Below are 16163 nucleotides of genomic sequence, written 5' to 3' on the forward strand. Positions count from 1 at the left end.
GACATACCGCGAGCCATTCAAATACACAAGAGGCCGTGAGAGGGAAGGGATATGGAGCGGTGGGAGCTTCCATACCCCTCTCTCTACACCAGGAGCCCAAGAAGGTAAAAAAGGAGTAGGTCTTTTTGTCTGCTTGTCCTCGTCAGGACTACAGAGGATATCCCTGCTTCTCTACCACGATGTCGGCAATGGTTCTTTGCAGCGCGACGCCATTCAACTGATAATCTCCAACATACGAGCGGACGCGGTCCAGCTCTTTGGCCACACGTGCTTCATCGATATAGGTCATAATCATCTGATCGAGGTTGGTGCGAATGCGCGAGAATGCCAGCCATGAGGCCAATTGTGCCAGCTTGACATGGGTCGCGCTCTCGGCATCACCCCGCCGTACCGCCTGAATCGCGCGCGCAAGTGCACTATCGGTCGCGTAGAGATCGATCAGCAGGTTAGCCAGATACTCGATAAACTCCTGCTCGTCTCGCAGCGCCTGCATATGCTTCATCGCGATGCGTACCGCGCTATAGATGGTTGCATCTTTGGCCCGCTCAAGTGCGTTCACCGCATCGCGCAATTCGGCCGGGACACTATCTCCGGCCACACTGGCCGCCTGCCCGGCTTTCACCCGCGCCTCTACCTGCGGATAGACGCCCATCAGGTTGATTTTGCCTGACATAGCCCGCTGGAACAGGGTACCAGAGGCAACCTGACGATTAATCTCATTGGTTCCCTCAAAGATGCGCTGAATCCGAGCATCGCGATACGCCTTCTCAATCGGGTACTCCTGCATAAAGCCATAGCCACCGAAGATCTGCACGCCCTCATCGACCACCATTGCCAGCACTTCGCTACCGTGCACTTTCGCAAGCGAGGCCTCGACAGCGTAGTCTTCCACGGCCTTAAACATATGCTCGGTGTTCTCGTCAGAGCTTCGCTGCGCGTTATCGATATTGGCAGCCGTGCGGAAGACCTCACTCTCTGCCGCATATGTTTCCGCAGCCATCCGTGCCAGCTTCTTCTTGATCATACCGAACTCATGCAGATACTTACCGAACGCTTTGCGCTCTGTGGTATAGGTTGCCGCCAGCTTCAACGCGTTACGCGCCCCGCCAACCGTTCCGGCCCCCAGTTTCAGGCGCCCAATATTGAGGATATTAAAAGCAATCTTGTACCCTTTATGGATCTCGCCAAGCAGGTTTTCAACTGGAACCGGCGTATTGTCAAAGATTACCTGCCGGGTCGAGGAGCCTTTAATACCCATCTTGCGCTCTTCTGGTCCGGTCGAAACGCCCGGGTAGGACGCTTCCACAATAAAGGCAGAGGGCTTGTTATCGCCAATACGCGCAAAGGCAACCATCACATCCGCGAAACCGGCGTTGGTGATCCATTGCTTGGTTCCGTTCAAGATATAGTGCTTGCCGTCGGGTGACAGTTCGGCCCGCGTGCTCAGGTGCATGGCATCAGAACCAACGCCAGGCTCGGTCAGCGCGTAGGCAGAGATCCACTCGCCGCTCGCGATTTTCGGGAGATATTTCTTCTTCTGCTCCTCCGTCCCGTAGTAGACGATCGGCAGTGAGCCGATAGACGTATGCGCCCCATAGGCCACACTGAACGAAGCTTCCTTCTGCGAGGCAGCAATCAGGACAGCGGTCAACAGGCCAAGATCGGCCCCGTCAAAATCCTCCGGGATCTCGATCGAGAGGAGCCCCTGTTCGCCCGCTTTCTTAAGCAGGTTCAGCATCACACCGGGCTCCTGATGCTCGATAGCATCGAGTTTCGGCAGAACCTCACGCTCAACAAATGTCTCACAGGACTCCTGAATCATGCGCTGTTCTTCGGTGCGCTGTTCTAGAGTCCAGATCTTCTCTGCGCTCTCGGTAACGGGCGTCGTCAAAAACGCAGTACCAACCTCGGTAGGCTTGATAGTTGTCGACATAGACCGTATCACTCCTTTATGCTCACACATCAGGTCAGCGCTGTTACTGCCTGGTTGTTCGTAACTCTCTTCTCAGTACTTTCCCGACCATCGACTTGGGAAGCTGCTCACGGAACTCAATAACTTTCGGGACTTTATAGTTCGTCAATTCTTGCTTGCAGAAGGCAATAATTTCTTGCCTGATTTCCTCTGACGGCTTGTTCCCATCCTTCAGGACAACAAAGGCGGCAACCGTCTCACCACGGTACTCATCGGGGATCCCAATCACAGCGGCTTCAGCTACGCGGGGATGCCGAAACAGCACCTCTTCGATCTCGCGTGGATAGACGTTAAACCCGCTGGCAAGGATCAGGTCTTTCGCTCTGTCCACCACATAGAAGTAGCCGTCCTCATCCATCTTGCCGATGTCTCCGGTGCGCATCCAGCCATCGACAAAGATGTCACGGGTCTCTCCCTCGCGGTTCCAGTAGCCCTGCATGATATTGGGTCCACGTACCACGATCTCGCCCACTTCGCCGACAGGTAAGAACTGATGCGAGGTCACATCCATAATGCGGGCATCGATGCCGGGCAGAGGCAGGCCAATACTGCCATTGCGACACGCCTCGGTCAGCGGATTACAGTGAGTGACAGGACTGGCTTCACTCAAACCATAGCCCTCAACCACCTTTGCCCCCGACATCTCCTCAAAATCATGCTGTACCTGGGCCGGAAGCGGAGCGGCTCCACTGATACAAAACTTGATCGATTGCAGGTAGTCGGTGTGCTTGCCAACCTCCCGCATGATCGCGATATACATGGTTGGAATACCCGGAAAGAGCGTCGGATGCGTGCGCCGGATCACATCTACAATCTGGCGGGCCTTAAACTGCGGTACCAGCACCATCGTTGCCCCGATCAGCAGCGACAGATTCATGCCGACGGTCAGCCCATACGAATGGAAAAAGGGGGCCGCACACAGCGTGACCTCTGTCCCCTCCTGGGCTTTCGGGGTCCAATAGCGTGTCTGGTAGGCGTTTGCCAGCAAATTGCCATGCGTAAGCATCGCCCCTTTTGCCTGTCCGGTTGTGCCGCCGGTATATTGCAACACAGCCAGATCGCTGCTTCTCGCCGGTACCGGGAGATTGAAGAGCTCGACGCCGCCTCTGGTCTGTTCTGCCAGAATCGTGCGCATGACATGTAAGCCGGGGTCGTCCTGTATCTCTTTGTCCGTCAAAGGTTTCTCTGGCTTTTGTTTGCGCTGGCTGAGCGGATAAAGCGTACGCAGTAGGGTGGGGAGATAATCAGCAGGGCTGGTCACAATGATATGTTCAAGGGCAGTCTCGTGGCGGATCTCTCGCACTCTGGGATAGAACATATCAAGCGCAACCAGCACTTTCGCGCCTGAATCCTTTAGCTGGTGTCTGAGTTCATGCGAGGTATACATAGGATTGGTAGGAACAACAACTGCACCTGCCCGCAGCGCTCCAAAAAAGGCGATCGGATACTGCGGAATGTTAGGGAGAGAAATAGCAACCCGATCCCCTTTCTGTACGCCCAGTCTCTGCAAACCGATCGCAAAACGATTCGCCAGATTCGAGAGCCGGGCATAGGTTATCCTGGTGCCAAAATAGTACAGCGCAGTATGACCGGGATAACGGCTTGCCGCATTATCGAGAAGGTAGGTCAAAGGGCGCTCGGGTAGTTCCAGAGTGACAGGAACTCCCTCTTCATAGTGACGTACCCAGGGGCGAGAAGCCAGGAGTTCAGCATCCGCCGCGCCCACATAAGATGAATTCTGCTCAGCAGGAGTGTTGTTTGTTAAAGATGGGTCAGACATGGTGTATGCTCCTCTCCTACAGGGGGAACCACCCCCGGCGACTTCTTTGTCACCCTATAAGCAACAACAAACGCTTAGCTCAGCCTGACGCCACATCGTGCGCTCAACCAACGTTGTTCCACTTTTATGACGCACCGCTATGTGAAAGACCCATTTCTTTAATTATATGGCCACCGTTGAGTAATAGCCATGTTGCCAGCTAACAGATTTTGCGCGATAATGGAGAAGTAGCTAACGTTTTTACCAAAACTTCCAGGTTTCTCAGGAGAAAGTGCAGAGATAGTTCGCTTTCGTCTGACTGACTCCTGACGCTATTGAAGCGACTCTCCATTGCAGAGTTTTCTTTTTCACGCTATGATAGCAACAGGATCGCGCAAGGATGGTTCAACACCTAGAATCAGATTTTGCCAGGCTCATTACGAAATACAGGCAGCAGAAGGGCATGTCCCAGGGGCAACTGGCACAGGCAACACGCCTCTCCCGGACCTATATCTACCATCTGGAATCCGGGCAGCGGCACAATCCCTCGCCCCATGTTGCTCAGTTGCTCGCACGAGCCCTTGAGCTCTTTGGAGCCGAAAAAGAGCAGTTTTATCAGGCCTATACGCGGCTCACGGGACAACTTGTCGATACGGAAACAGCGACGGAAAGCGCGCTCCTTGAGCTGGGAGAGCTCGCCCGCTTACTGGTCCATAATACGTCGTATCCGGCGCACTCCCTGAACCGCTTATGGTATCTCCACTCATGGAATAAAGCTGCCCTTGAGCTCTTTGAGATTGCACCGCCCGGGTTACCGTTACACTTGCTGGAATTCGTCTTTGATCCGCATATGCGTAAACGCTTTCATGGTTGGGAACATCTGGCGCGGCGTCTGGTCAGCGACTTCCAGTACAACACCAGCACCGTCACTCATTTGCCGGGATACAAGGAGCTCCGCAAGCGTTTGCGCACACTTCCAGAATTCAAACGCATCGCCGCCGCAACCTATCCCGCAGGCAAACCTGCCCCCTCTTTTGTCTTTCAAATTCAGCATAGTCAGCTTGGACGCCTGACACTGCGAACCGCAACGACTGTCTTTACCGGCATCGCGAATTATTCGATGGTCAGCTATGTACCAGGAGATCAACACACGCTAAAGATTTACAGACAACTGGCATGGCAGCCACAAGAAGAGATATACTAAAGTAGTTCTTCGGCAGGAAAAACTACTCAAGGAAGAAAAGAAGCAAGGCTAGAATGCTCTTCTCTCCCGCCCCGAAGAACGGCCAGAGCTCAAAGCCAATTCAATTAGAAGTGGAGAGTATTTACAACAATGCACATTGGACTACAACTCTATACGGTGCGAGACCAGACGGCCCAGGATTTCAAGGGAACCATCCGCCGCGTTGCCGAAATGGGCTACGAGGGGGTTGAGTTCGCCGGATATGGCAATCTTTCCGCCGCCGAAATGCGCGACCTGCTTCAGGAAACAGGTCTGAAGGCCGCAGGGACACATGTCAGTCTGCTCGCCTTGCAGGAAGATGCCGAGCGCGAGATCAAGTATTGCCGTGAAATCGGTTGTCCTCATCTCGTTCTCCCCTGGCTCGGGCAGGAATGGATCAACGAGGAAGGGCTGAAGAAGCTGGCTCCGATCCTGAATGAGCTCGGCAAGCGCTGTCGTGACCAGGGCATCACGTTTGCCTTCCATAACCATGCCGCCGAATTTACCGAGGTCGCAGGCGCATACTGGCTTGATCGCTTATTTGAGGCCGTTGACGCCGAGACGCTGCAATGTGAGCTCGACACCTACTGGGCTGCGTATGCGGGCGTCGATCCAGTTGCCTATCTCAAGCGGCTTTCGGGACGGGTTCCCGTGGTCCATATCAAAGATATGACACCGGAGCGTACCTTTACCGAGGCGGGTGCGGGTACGCTGCCGATCCCATCCTATATTGAGGCTGCTCAGGCCGCCCAAAGCCAGTGGTATCTGGTGGAGAATGACGCGCCACAGATCCCGTCACTCGAAAGCGCGCAGCGTTCTTTGGCCTATTTAAAAGGACTGAAGTAAAGCCGCAACACCATCCATCTCCAATACGGAATGAGACCCTGAGCTTGTTGAGACACTGCTGTCACCAGAATGTGGCATAGAAGGCAAGAGGCTGCCAGGCCTTTCAGGAGTGCAATCGCATGGAGATAGATAAAGCCCGACAACGGAAAGCGCGCCATTATGCTCGGCAAAAATTGGTATTCTCTCTGTTGGATCTTGTTCTGCTTCTCACCTGCCTGACGCTTACGATAGCAACGGGACTTGATAAGCTACTGCGAGATCAGCTTTATATGGCCGTGCTCTGGGCTCCTATCCTGACCTGGCATCCTTTTCCCGGCTACTACCCGGCACAACTGGTGGCCTATTTCGCCATTGCGTTCTGTGGCTATTGTTGCCTCAGTCTGCCGCTCGCCTACCTGCGATATCGTCTCTCATTTCGCTATGGGCTTGCGCTCATCGATGGCTCAACCTGGCTGCATGATACAGGCAAGAACCTTCTACTTAACTTCGCACTCCAGGCAGGAGCACTGCTGCTCACCTATGGTCTGCTGGCAAGTCAACCACACTGGTGGTGGCTCTGGCTTGCGCTGCTCCTCCTGCTCTTCTCGATTATCATGACCAATCTGGCCCCGGTCCTGATCTTTCCTCTGTTCTATCGCTTCAAGCCTCTACCTGAAGGAGCGCTGAACCAGCGGCTGCTTGAACTGGCCCGCCGCACTGCGACACGGGTACAGGGTATCTTCACAATTCAACTCAGCCATCGGACGACAGCGGCCACCGCAGCTCTCATGGGTTTGGGCAACACCAGACGCATCGTTCTGGGCGATACCATGACCGACCGCTACACGATTGATGAAATCGAGGTAGTGCTTGCGCATGAAATCGGGCACCATGTCCACAATCACATCTGGAAAATGCTCTTCAGCCAGGGGGTATTGACGCTCGCAGGCCTCTCGCTGACGCACCTCTTCCTGCGCTGGCTGATGGACAATCAAAACATGTACTTCTCCCTGACAGATCCGGCCACCATTCCACTCTTTGCCCTGCTTGTCGTGAGCTTTCATGTGCTGATCATGCCGATTCGGAACACTCTGAGCCGCCATATGGAATATCAGGCCGATGAGTACGCCCTTCAGGTTACACAAAAGGTAGATGCCTTCAAAAGCGTCATGCGCCGTCTGGCAAGCCAGAACCTTACCGAGATCGCGCCCGCACCCCTCGTCGAGTTCTGGCTATATTCCCATCCTGCCGTACACCGCCGTCTCAGGCATGCGGACGAGTTCGCGGAACGGCTCCTCTCCTCATCCTATACCAGAGCCTCTTTCAAGTCCTGCAACAGGGCAGCCACCTCATCAACCGGGCCCTCTGGCATGGTTAACAGCGGCTCGTCAACACCCCATTCAGCCCACTGATCGAGCCGCGCCACCACTTCCCGGGGCGTCCCGACCAGTGCCACCGCATCAAGCAAACGCGGAGACACAGCGGCGATAGCCGACTTTATGCCCTTCTGCCAGCCATCGATAATCGCCTGCACCTCCGCCTCAAAGCCATTTCGGCGCAGCATATCAGCATAGTAGGTGCCCATCTTGCCAACGTAGTAGGCCAGGGGCATTGCAGCCGCGCTACGTGCCTCCTGACGTCGTTCCTCCGAAACGTTTTCTGGCAAGAGCGCCGTCGTAATATAGGGTGCAATCATCGCGCTATGTGGCACTCGCCCGGCCTTTCGGGCCCCCTCATCCAGCAGCGCCCGGAGGTCGCCCCACTTAGTGCACGGCCAGTAGATCGGCATCACTCCATCCGCGATCTCACCCGTCTGGATAATGTTCTTCGGTCCCATCGCGGCAACATAGATCGGCAGATCACTCCGAGGCGGCGTGAATCGGAGCTTGAACCCGCGCTCAAGTTTAAAGAAGGTGCCATGATAAATCAGCTTCTCGCCCCGCAGGATCATCCGAATAATCTCGATATATTCGCGGGTACGCTGTAACGGTTTCTCAAAGCGGACGCCGTGCCAGTGCTCAATGACATTCGCTCCCGAGGGGCCCAGACCAAGCAGGAAACGCCCGCCAGAGCGCTCATCCAGCGTTGCCGCACTACTCGCCAGTACGGCAGGACTGCGCGAGTAGATATTCGCGATACCGGCCCCGATCTTAATTCTCTGTGTAGCACGCACAAGATCAGCCAGCGAGGTAAAGAGTTCATACCCCCAGGATTCCCCGAGCCAGACAGAGTCAAAGCCCAGTTCATCCGCGATTCGTACTTTCTCTACAACATCGTTCCAGGCAGCGGGAAAATTCGGAGAGTCAGCAACGAAGCCGACGCGATACTGCCTCCTTGCAGCGTGTGTCTCAGACATGCGAAACATCCACCCTTCTTTGTTGATTCATATCTTGCTAATATAGTAGCATAAAGGCATGAAGAACAAACCAAAAAGCAGGAGAGGTTCTTTGACGCAACACCTGACAGCATACACAATCAGCGAACTGGCACCCCTGATTGAGCAAGGCGAGGTACGCTCTCTGGAGGTCACACAGGCCTACCTGGAACGGATCACTACCTATGACCCCTTGCTTGTCAGCTACGCCACCGTGACAGAACAGCTTGCACTGCGTATGGCACAACAGGCCGACGACCTGCAAGCGAACGGCACCTATACAGGCCCCCTGCACGGCATTCCTCTGGGCCTGAAAGATCTCTTTGATGTGCAAGGCGTTCCCACAACAGCCTGTTCTCCGGCACTGCTCGACAATATCGCGCAGGAAGATGCGACCGTCGTTCAAAAGCTCAAAGCCGGAACCGCGGTCCTGCTGGGAAAGCAGACAATGGGCGAATGGGCAATGAAAGCCGATAATTCCAACCCGCTTTCTGGCACCTGTCGCAATCCCTGGAATACAGACTGCGACCCGGGCGGCTCTTCGGGTGGCTCGGCGGTCGCGGTTGCCGCGGGATTGGCTGCTGCCTCTCTGGGCACCGATTCGGGCGGCTCCACGCGTATTCCCGCCGCGTTCTGTGGCATTGTTGGCTTCAAACCCACTCTCGGGCGCATAAGCAACCGGGGCGTTATCCCGTTAAGCTGGAGCCTGGATACCGCGGGCCTGTTCACCCGCTCGGTTGAAGATGCTGCACTACTCTTGCAGCAACTTGCAGGCTTCGATCCGCAGGATCCATACACAAGCAACATGCCCGTACCCGACTACCGCTCCACCCTCAAAAACGGGGTCAGAGGGTGGAACATCGCCTTTGCCCGCGCCCCATTCCTCAACGAGGATGAGCAACTTCAACCCGACATCGCCGAGGCATTCGAGCAGGCACTTCACGTCTTCGAGCGTCTGGGAGCCCGACTGCACGAGGTCGAACCACCGGCTGACAGCCGTGTGCGGAGCCTCAACGGACTGCTTCTGACATGTGACGCTGCCGCCTATCACTATGAACGCCTGCAAAAACAACCGGAAGCCTACAGCGACTCAGTGCGGGAGAGCCTGACCTACGGTGCTGCAATTGCCAGTATCGAATATGCTCGCGCCCGCCATGAACAGACCCGGATCCGCCGCTCTATGCAGCGCTTCTTTGCGGACTATGACCTGCTGCTGACTCCCACCACGCCCGTTGTTTCGCCCCCACTGGCCGAAACCCAGGCAGAGAAGGAGCAACGCGCCGGATTGAACTGCTTCACGGCAGCCTGGAACCTGACCGGATTGCCCGCACTGACACTACCCTGTGGCTTCAGCAAGACTGGCCTCCCGATAGGTCTGCAAATTGTCGGCAATGCCTGGAATGAACCGCGTATCCTCTGCGCCGCAACAGCCTATGAACAGGCCTGCGAGTGGAGCGCCCAACAACCTGCCCTTCACCTACCCACAACACAAGAGGAGGAGCAATAGATGTACCTTGAACTGACACCGGATGAGCTTCTAACTACCACGCGCACTGTTCGGAAGCGGCTCGACTTTTCGCGTCCGGTCGAACCGGAGGTCATTCGCCAGTGCATTGAAATCGCGATTCAGGCTCCAACCGGAAGCAATCGGCAGAGCTGGCACTTTATGGTAGTCACTGACGCAGAAAAGCGCAAAGGACTTGCGGAACTCTATCGTAAATCGTTCAATATCTATATCAAGCAAGCTCAAAAGGCAATGAGCACCCTGCCTTCTGAAAGACTTGCTACACAGCAGCGCATCGCGCAATCTTCGATCTACTTGAGCGAGCACTTCCATGAGGTTCCGGTAATGGTGCTTCCGTGCTTTGAAGGCCGAACCGATACCCTTCCAGCAGAGGGCCAGGCTGCGATGTGGGGATCTATCCTGCCGGCAACCTGGAGCTTTATGCTTGCTGCTCGCGCTCGGGGCCTCGGTACCGCCTGGACAACGCTTCACTTGCGCTATGAACGCGAAGCTGCCGAGCTCCTCGGGATTCCCTATGAGCGGGTTCAGCAGGCCGCGCTCCTGCCCATTGCCTACACCATTGGCACCAACTTTCAACCAGCCAAACGCGAGAACGTTGAGAAACTGATCCACTGGGACCAGTGGTAAAATGGAGAGGGTGGCTCTCAGCACAACGAGAGTCACCCTCTTCTCTCTATCCTTCAACGATGATGGTGATGGTGGTGATGTTCTTCTGGTCGCTCTTCCCCTTCCGGGGGCAACCGCTCACCAAGCCAGACGCGTAGCACATTAGGTCGTTCCAGCTCACGCATGCCCAACCCATACCCCACACCTTGCAAGCGCAGTGAGGGGCGTTCAAAGGTCGCCAGCGCGGCCAGGATAGCGGCTCCGGTCGGCGTCACCAGTTCTGTCCGCAACGTATCGGGAACAGTCGGTGCGCCCGCCTCGGCAAGCAGGTTCAGCGTCGCAGGCGCCGGCAGCGGCAACCAGCCATGAGCAGCCTGAATCCAGCCAGAGCCGAGAGGCAGAGGGCTCGCGAACACCTCATCAATCTCCAGCAGTTCCAGCCCGATCGCAGTACCCACAATGTCAATGATTGCATCCAGAGCCCCGACCTCATGAAAATGAACCTCATCAGGCGAGAGGCCATGCACCTTTGCTTCAGCATCAGCAAGCAACCGAAAGATATGCATACTCTGTGCCTTAACGCGCTCGGAAAGGGTGCTTGACTCAATAATCAACCGAATATCCGCCAGATGCCGATGATGGTGCTGCTCAGGTGCATCAACCAGCGCCCGCGTCCCGGAAATATACCCGCGCATCTCCTGGCGTGCCGCGATCTTCCAGCCAGAGAGATTCAGTTTCGCCAGTTCTCTCCGCAGCTCATCCAGCGACAGGCCAAGATCCAACAACGCCCCCAGGGTCATATCTCCACTGATACCAGAAAAACAGTCAAAATAAAGCGCTTTTGTCATCTTCTTTTCCTCAGCCAGAAACTGCATCTTCTTGCAGCACCATTCTACAGCAGCCAGACAGAAAAAACTACCACTCAGCCGCCTCTTTCCTGCATCCAAACAGAATTGCACAACCAACCGCGCCCGACAGCAGTGCAGCAATCAGAATGCCAAGCTTGGCCTCCGCAATATGGACCTCCTGCCCCGCGCCAAAGGCCAGATCACTGACGAAGAGGGACATAGTAAAGCCAATTCCACCAAGCCAGCTCGCGCCATAAATATGCCGCCACGAGACGCGCTCTGGAAGCTCGGAGACGCCCAGTTTCACCACGAGCCAGGAGAACAGCGTAATCCCGATTTGCTTGCCACAGACAAGCCCCAGGACAACCCCCAGGCACACAGGGCTGACAATGTTGCTCAACACATTCCCCTCAAGATGAATACCTGCATTCGAGAGCGCAAACAGGGGCATAATCAAGAAATTGACCCACGGATGCAGACCACGTTCCAGCCGTTGCAGGGGAGCCTGAATCTTCTCACAGACCACCTCAAGCGCCTGCGTTGCCGCCTGTTGCTCATCACTCATCGCCAGGCCAACCTGACCGGGATCGCAGCTCTCGAACTCATCCAGCAATTCGCGCCCGGTCCTGACAAAATCATGTCCATCAATAAAGGCGCGGGCGGGAATCGTCATCGCCAGCAACACCCCGCTCAGTGTGGCATGGATGCCAGAGCGCAACAACGCCAGCCAGAGGCAGACACCCAACCCGAGATAGACAAAGCGCCACCGAATCCCGAGCATATTCGCTGTAATCAGGCTCATCAGGAACAGCGCCGCAAGCCCAAGCGCAAGCAGATCAATCCCGGTATTGTAGAACAACGCGATCACCAGAACCGCGCCGAGGTCGTCGGCAATCGCAAAAGCTGCCAGAAATACCTTGAGCCCGACAGGGATACGGCTTCCGAGCAGCGCCAGGGCCCCGAGTGCAAAGGCAATATCGGTCGCCATCGAGATACCCCATCCACTATGAGCGCTGGTGTTGAAATTGAATACAAGAAAAATCAAGGCCGGAAAGATCATACCGCCCAGGGCAGCAATCACAGGCAGGGCCGATTTTCGTAACGACGAGAGCTCCCCTACCAGCACTTCACGCTTGATTTCCAGCCCGACTTGAAAGAAGAAGAGCGTCATAAGGCCATCATTGATCCAGAAATGGAGTGCTTCATCCAGCGCAAAAGGTCCGATCCCGAGCATAACATGTGTCTGCCAGAGTGCGTCATAAAGCGGCCCAAATGGCGAATTGACCCAGATTAGAGCAAGCGCGGTGCAGCAGAGCAGGATGACTCCTCCTGTGACTTCCGCATCAAAAAACGCCTGAAATGGGCGCAAGAGCAGCCTGGCAATACGATTCTGTGCAGGTTTCCTCACCTGCTCCTGGATATTCATATGTTCCACCACCAACAAAAAGAGATATTACTGAACATATCGATCTATCCCCGGTCCAGATATGATTATGGGCACACCGGGGCTTCGTTTGAGCAGCATAGATAAGAAAGCAGGCCACCGCAGCAGCGATCAGGAAGAAACGGGACAACCGATGAGAAGAAAAAGAGGATCTCGGCAATAAGAGCAGGTGGCCACGGGAGCAATCACATCTGGCTCCGGCTCAACAGGCATCCTGAGCGACTATGACCTTCCCTGTTTTCCGCTTCGCATTCTCTTAGCAGGTACCTCCATTCATTATCAGCACAAAGTGGGACCCAAAAGCAACCTTTACACCGCATAAAAAAAGCAGGCGTCCCGTATACGCCCGCTTGGAGAGATGAACGAGGTCTTATTGTACTTCGATGGTAAATGGAAGATCCATAATATACATGGCGCACATCTTACCGGGCCGACAGATCGCCCGCGCCGTAAAGTCAAGCTCGATCTTTCCTGTATCCCTGGCCACAAAGCGCCAGATACAGGCCTTATTCTCAGAGGCAGCAAAGCCAGCAGGCTGCTGAATTTCCAGAATGGTTGGTGTAGCGGTCGGCCCAAGCCAGCGCTGCCCGAACGGGAGATCAAATTCGATAATATTGCCTTTATGCACAACAATGGTCTTCCCAATATCGCTTCTCTTCACAATGACATCCGCCTTTGATGGCACGGTCTTCATCGTGATATCGCTAGGGCAGCCGTTTGTAAGCGCGTTCTTGTCTCCCTTATCGGGAGCAGGCGTGGTAGCAGGAGGGGTTGCGGTCGGGCTTCCCTGTGCTGGCTGTCCCCCCGTGGTTGGCCTTGAACCACATGCCGTAACAAGTACCAGAACCAACACCAGAGAAAGCACCAGCAGCCAGTGTGTCAGATACGGTATTGATTTGAGCTTCTGCATCATAGCTCTCCTTCTTCAAAAGATACTCCTTCTCGCTCACCTCCATCCTCTGCACCAATAAGCCTTCACAGACAAGACGTTCTGCTTGCTCAAAAAGTTCCCGTTTCACTCATGTAGGGATTGGGCCACAAAACGCCATGGATAGTAAGCGAGGAAGAAGCGCCTCTGTATACCATATTCAGGCGGGAGAGCCGATTGTAGCCAACATAATCAGCAGTTCTTCTGTATCCTGCAAGAAGCGACGCGCCGGGAGTACCTGATGAGCCAGCCCCAGATGCAACGCCTCACGGGCTGAAAGCGTTTTGCCGCTCTGCCCGAGAAAGGTTGTCTGCTCCTGACCAATCAGAGAGGGTAAATAGGTCGTGACCGCCGAGGGAAACACCTGTGCATTGGGCGCGGGAAGCCTGAACCGAGCATCCTCACGTGCAATAATCGTCTCGCACAAAGACGCGATCTCACAGCCGGGACCAAAGGCGTTCCCTTTAATCAATGCCACGGTGGGAATCTTTTTCTGCCGCACAGTTGAGAACATCACGTCCGTCTCCCGGGCAGCATGCAATAGCTTTGAACGTTGCTTTTCGGAGGGGAGGTCAACGCCAGAGCAGAAAGCCTGCTCACCAATACCGGATAGTACGATCAGGCGTGGGGACAGGCGCAGCGCTTTTTGCAGAGCCGCTGTACATTGTACCAGCATCTCTGTCGTCAGGAGATTTAACGGTGGATTATCGAGAATGATCCACCAGACATCCTTCTGCACTCGCGTTCGTATCTCAGCCATAACCGCTCTCTGACCCTGCACCCTCATTGCTCATCTTTGTCTCTACCAGCAACTATTATATCATCCAGAGCCCACAAATGGGACTCTGGATGACATTCAAGAGGTGCGCAAAGAGAGGATAGCTCAACTTCTGCTGCTAGCGCCCGCTGAAATTCCCCTTGCGTTTCTCTACATAGGCGGCAATGCCTTCCTTTGCATCCTCGCTCTGGAAACAAAGCTGTTGGAGTTCGCGTTCAAGTGCCAACCCCTCGGCCAGCGTGACTTCAGCTCCGGACTGCACCGAACGCTTGATACGCCCAACTGTACGGGCTGCTTTATGCGGCGGACAGAACGATCGGGCATAGTCAAGCACCTGTTCCCAATAGTGTTCGGACTCATAGATATAATTGATCAGGCCGAGTTCAAGCGCCTCTTCAAAGCTCATCAGCTTGCCTTCAGCCATATATTCAATGGCCTTGTTTTTGGGCAGGGCACGGGCCATTCGCTGTGTGCCGCCGGTTCCCGGCAACACGCCAAGATTCACTTCAGGTAGGCCAATTTTCCCGGCATTGCGCCGCGCAATACGAATATCGCAGGCAAGCGCGATTTCCAGACCACCGCCAACCGTATGGCCATTCAGTGCCGCGATTACCAGTTTCGGCGTCTGCTCCAGACGGACCAACGTCTCATTTGCATGCAGACAGAAATAATACTTATACGCGGGCGTGACCTCGTTCAGCATGGAAATATCGGCCCCGGCACAGAAGAACTTCTCGCCAGCGCCCCGCAGCAGCAGCACATGCACCTGTTCATCAAAACGAGCGCGCAGGATAGCCGCATCAAGCTGGCTCATCATCTCGTAGCTATATGTATTTGCGGGAGCATTGGATAGCTCGATAATCGCAACCCCATCGGTCACATTATAGTTGACCAGTGTCCGTTCAGTCTGTGTCGTCATTGCTCTTCTTCCTTTCGTGCGACATACTCATCAAGCACCGTGTCATCTTTGACGCGCTCAAACGGTGTACGACAGGAACGACAATAGTATTGCACGGTCAACAGTTGTTGCCCGAACAATGAAAACAGCTCTGTCTCAGTGGAGCCACAAAAAGGACAGGTTACCTCGGATTGCTCACTCATCAGCGATCCCCCTGAAAGCGCCGCTCCTCCTGCTTCCAGCATGCCCAGGGCAAGGGCCGCACGGGAAGCCAGCGCTGTATGCGCTCCTCAAACCGGATCGGGACTTCGATCTCTGTCGCTTGCAGTACGGGTAACAGCTTCCGCAGATAGCGGTCACGCAGTTCATCAGGTGTAGCCTCGACCATGCCATCCTGAACGAGTTGCAGCATCACCGCATCATCAGATGGGCCGAACCAGCACAGCGTTTCATCCCAGAGACGTTCTAGCGAGGCAATCAACACCTCTCGCACCGCGCCACCGGCCCGGGCCAGACGCCGCACCCAGCCATCCGCGTGCATCGCATGAATGCGCTCTTCCTGCACAATCTTGCGAGAGCGGGCGCGGAGTGCATCATAGTTTGAGTTCTGTGCTGCCTCAAAGAAGGTCGTCAGGGCAGTATCGAGCAGAAAATTCGTCGCCACAAAATCGCACCAGCCCTGAAACTCCTGATCGAGATAGGCCAGGTGATAGCGCAGTGTGCGCGTCTCGGGCTCGACCTGTTCGGGCATCGTTTCGGCCTGCGCGAAGTGACCAAGTAAAGGATAGAGCGTCCGGGCATGGCCGAGCTCATCCTGCGTCATAGCCGCAGCCGCAACCGCCGCTTCCAGAGCCGGAGCGCCATTACACCAGTAGGCATAGCGCCGCCCAATCGCTTGCTTGTTATCGGCAAGCGACGACAGAATAGCAAATAAAGCCGCATGATTGATACGAGATATTGTACTCATGCGAAAGATCCGCCTCA

The 16163-nt window shown here is 55.1% G+C and carries 15 protein-coding genes; 5 read left to right on the top strand and 10 right to left on the bottom strand.

Annotated elements, in window-relative coordinates:
• Positions 1-148: 148 nt before the first annotated feature.
• Together KTH_RS20785 and KTH_RS20790 are read right to left on the bottom strand one after the other, a co-directional pair.
• Positions 149-1933 carry an acyl-CoA dehydrogenase FadE gene (locus tag KTH_RS20785; RefSeq protein ID WP_497620874.1) on the bottom strand — a complete coding sequence of 595 codons (1785 nt, stop codon included), beginning with the start codon at positions 1931-1933 and terminating at the stop codon, positions 149-151.
• Positions 1934-1976: 43 nt separating this feature from the next.
• Positions 1977-3752 carry a long-chain-fatty-acid--CoA ligase gene (locus KTH_RS20790; RefSeq protein WP_497620877.1) on the bottom strand — a complete coding sequence of 592 codons (1776 nt, stop codon included), beginning with the start codon at positions 3750-3752 and terminating at the stop codon, positions 1977-1979.
• A gap of 379 nt (positions 3753-4131) precedes the next feature.
• Between KTH_RS20790 and KTH_RS20795 the strand changes: the two genes are divergently transcribed.
• The 3 genes from KTH_RS20795 (at position 4132) to KTH_RS20805 (ending at position 7190) form a co-directional block, all read left to right on the top strand.
• Complete coding sequence (locus KTH_RS20795) at positions 4132-4935, top strand: helix-turn-helix domain-containing protein (RefSeq protein ID WP_111324193.1); 804 nt, start codon at positions 4132-4134, stop codon at positions 4933-4935.
• Positions 4936-5064: 129 nt separating this feature from the next.
• A complete protein-coding gene (locus tag KTH_RS20800) occupies positions 5065-5799 on the top strand; it encodes a sugar phosphate isomerase/epimerase family protein (RefSeq protein WP_111324192.1) in 735 nt (244 codons plus the stop codon).
• Between the two features lie 119 nt (positions 5800-5918).
• Positions 5919-7190 carry a M48 family metalloprotease gene (locus KTH_RS20805; RefSeq protein ID WP_497620880.1) on the top strand — a complete coding sequence of 424 codons (1272 nt, stop codon included), beginning with the start codon at positions 5919-5921 and terminating at the stop codon, positions 7188-7190.
• Here the strand turns inward: KTH_RS20805 and KTH_RS20810 are convergent.
• Positions 7085-8134 (bottom strand): LLM class flavin-dependent oxidoreductase, encoded by a 1050-nt coding sequence (locus tag KTH_RS20810; protein WP_497620882.1) that lies wholly within the window; start codon positions 8132-8134, stop codon positions 7085-7087. The genes KTH_RS20805 and KTH_RS20810 overlap by 106 nt on opposite strands.
• Before the next feature lie 91 nt (positions 8135-8225).
• On the opposite strand from KTH_RS20810, the gene KTH_RS20815 reads away from it, so the two are divergent.
• Together KTH_RS20815 and KTH_RS20820 are read left to right on the top strand one after the other, a co-directional pair.
• Complete coding sequence (locus KTH_RS20815) at positions 8226-9659, top strand: amidase (protein WP_170142747.1); 1434 nt, start codon at positions 8226-8228, stop codon at positions 9657-9659.
• Positions 9660-10304, top strand: a complete 645-nt coding sequence (locus KTH_RS20820; RefSeq protein ID WP_111324188.1) for a nitroreductase family protein — start codon at positions 9660-9662, stop codon at positions 10302-10304.
• Positions 10305-10357: 53 nt separating this feature from the next.
• Here KTH_RS20820 and larC read toward each other — a convergent pair whose 3' ends face one another.
• The 7 genes from larC to KTH_RS20855 all read right to left on the bottom strand — a co-directional run bounded on the left by larC (position 10358) and on the right by KTH_RS20855 (position 16146).
• Positions 10358-11131: a nickel pincer cofactor biosynthesis protein LarC gene (larC, locus tag KTH_RS20825; RefSeq protein WP_111324220.1), complete on the bottom strand. Its 774-nt coding sequence runs from the start codon at positions 11129-11131 to the stop codon at positions 10358-10360.
• Positions 11132-11198: 67 nt separating this feature from the next.
• Positions 11199-12557: a Na+/H+ antiporter NhaA gene (gene nhaA / locus KTH_RS20830; protein WP_111324187.1), complete on the bottom strand. Its 1359-nt coding sequence runs from the start codon at positions 12555-12557 to the stop codon at positions 11199-11201.
• 388 nt (positions 12558-12945) lie between these two features.
• On the bottom strand, positions 12946-13488 hold the full coding sequence (locus KTH_RS20835) for a hypothetical protein (protein ID WP_137686128.1): 543 nt from the start codon (positions 13486-13488) through the stop codon (positions 12946-12948).
• A gap of 175 nt (positions 13489-13663) precedes the next feature.
• The gene (locus KTH_RS20840) at positions 13664-14263 is read right to left on the bottom strand and encodes an enoyl-CoA hydratase/isomerase family protein (RefSeq protein ID WP_170142746.1); all 600 of its coding nucleotides are present in this window, start codon (positions 14261-14263) and stop codon (positions 13664-13666) included.
• A gap of 136 nt (positions 14264-14399) precedes the next feature.
• The gene (locus KTH_RS20845; RefSeq protein ID WP_111324184.1) at positions 14400-15200 is read right to left on the bottom strand and encodes an enoyl-CoA hydratase/isomerase family protein; all 801 of its coding nucleotides are present in this window, start codon (positions 15198-15200) and stop codon (positions 14400-14402) included.
• Entirely contained in the window at positions 15197-15382 is a 186-nt protein-coding gene (locus tag KTH_RS20850; protein WP_174843901.1) for a PaaD-like zinc ribbon domain-containing protein, read from the bottom strand. The genes KTH_RS20845 and KTH_RS20850 overlap by 4 nt, the downstream gene beginning before the upstream one ends.
• Entirely contained in the window at positions 15382-16146 is a 765-nt protein-coding gene (locus tag KTH_RS20855) for a Phenylacetic acid catabolic protein (RefSeq protein WP_111324183.1), read from the bottom strand. Before KTH_RS20855 ends, KTH_RS20850 begins: the two co-directional genes overlap by 1 nt.
• Positions 16147-16163: the final 17 nt, after the last annotated feature.

Source organism: Thermosporothrix sp. COM3, assembly GCF_059696735.1.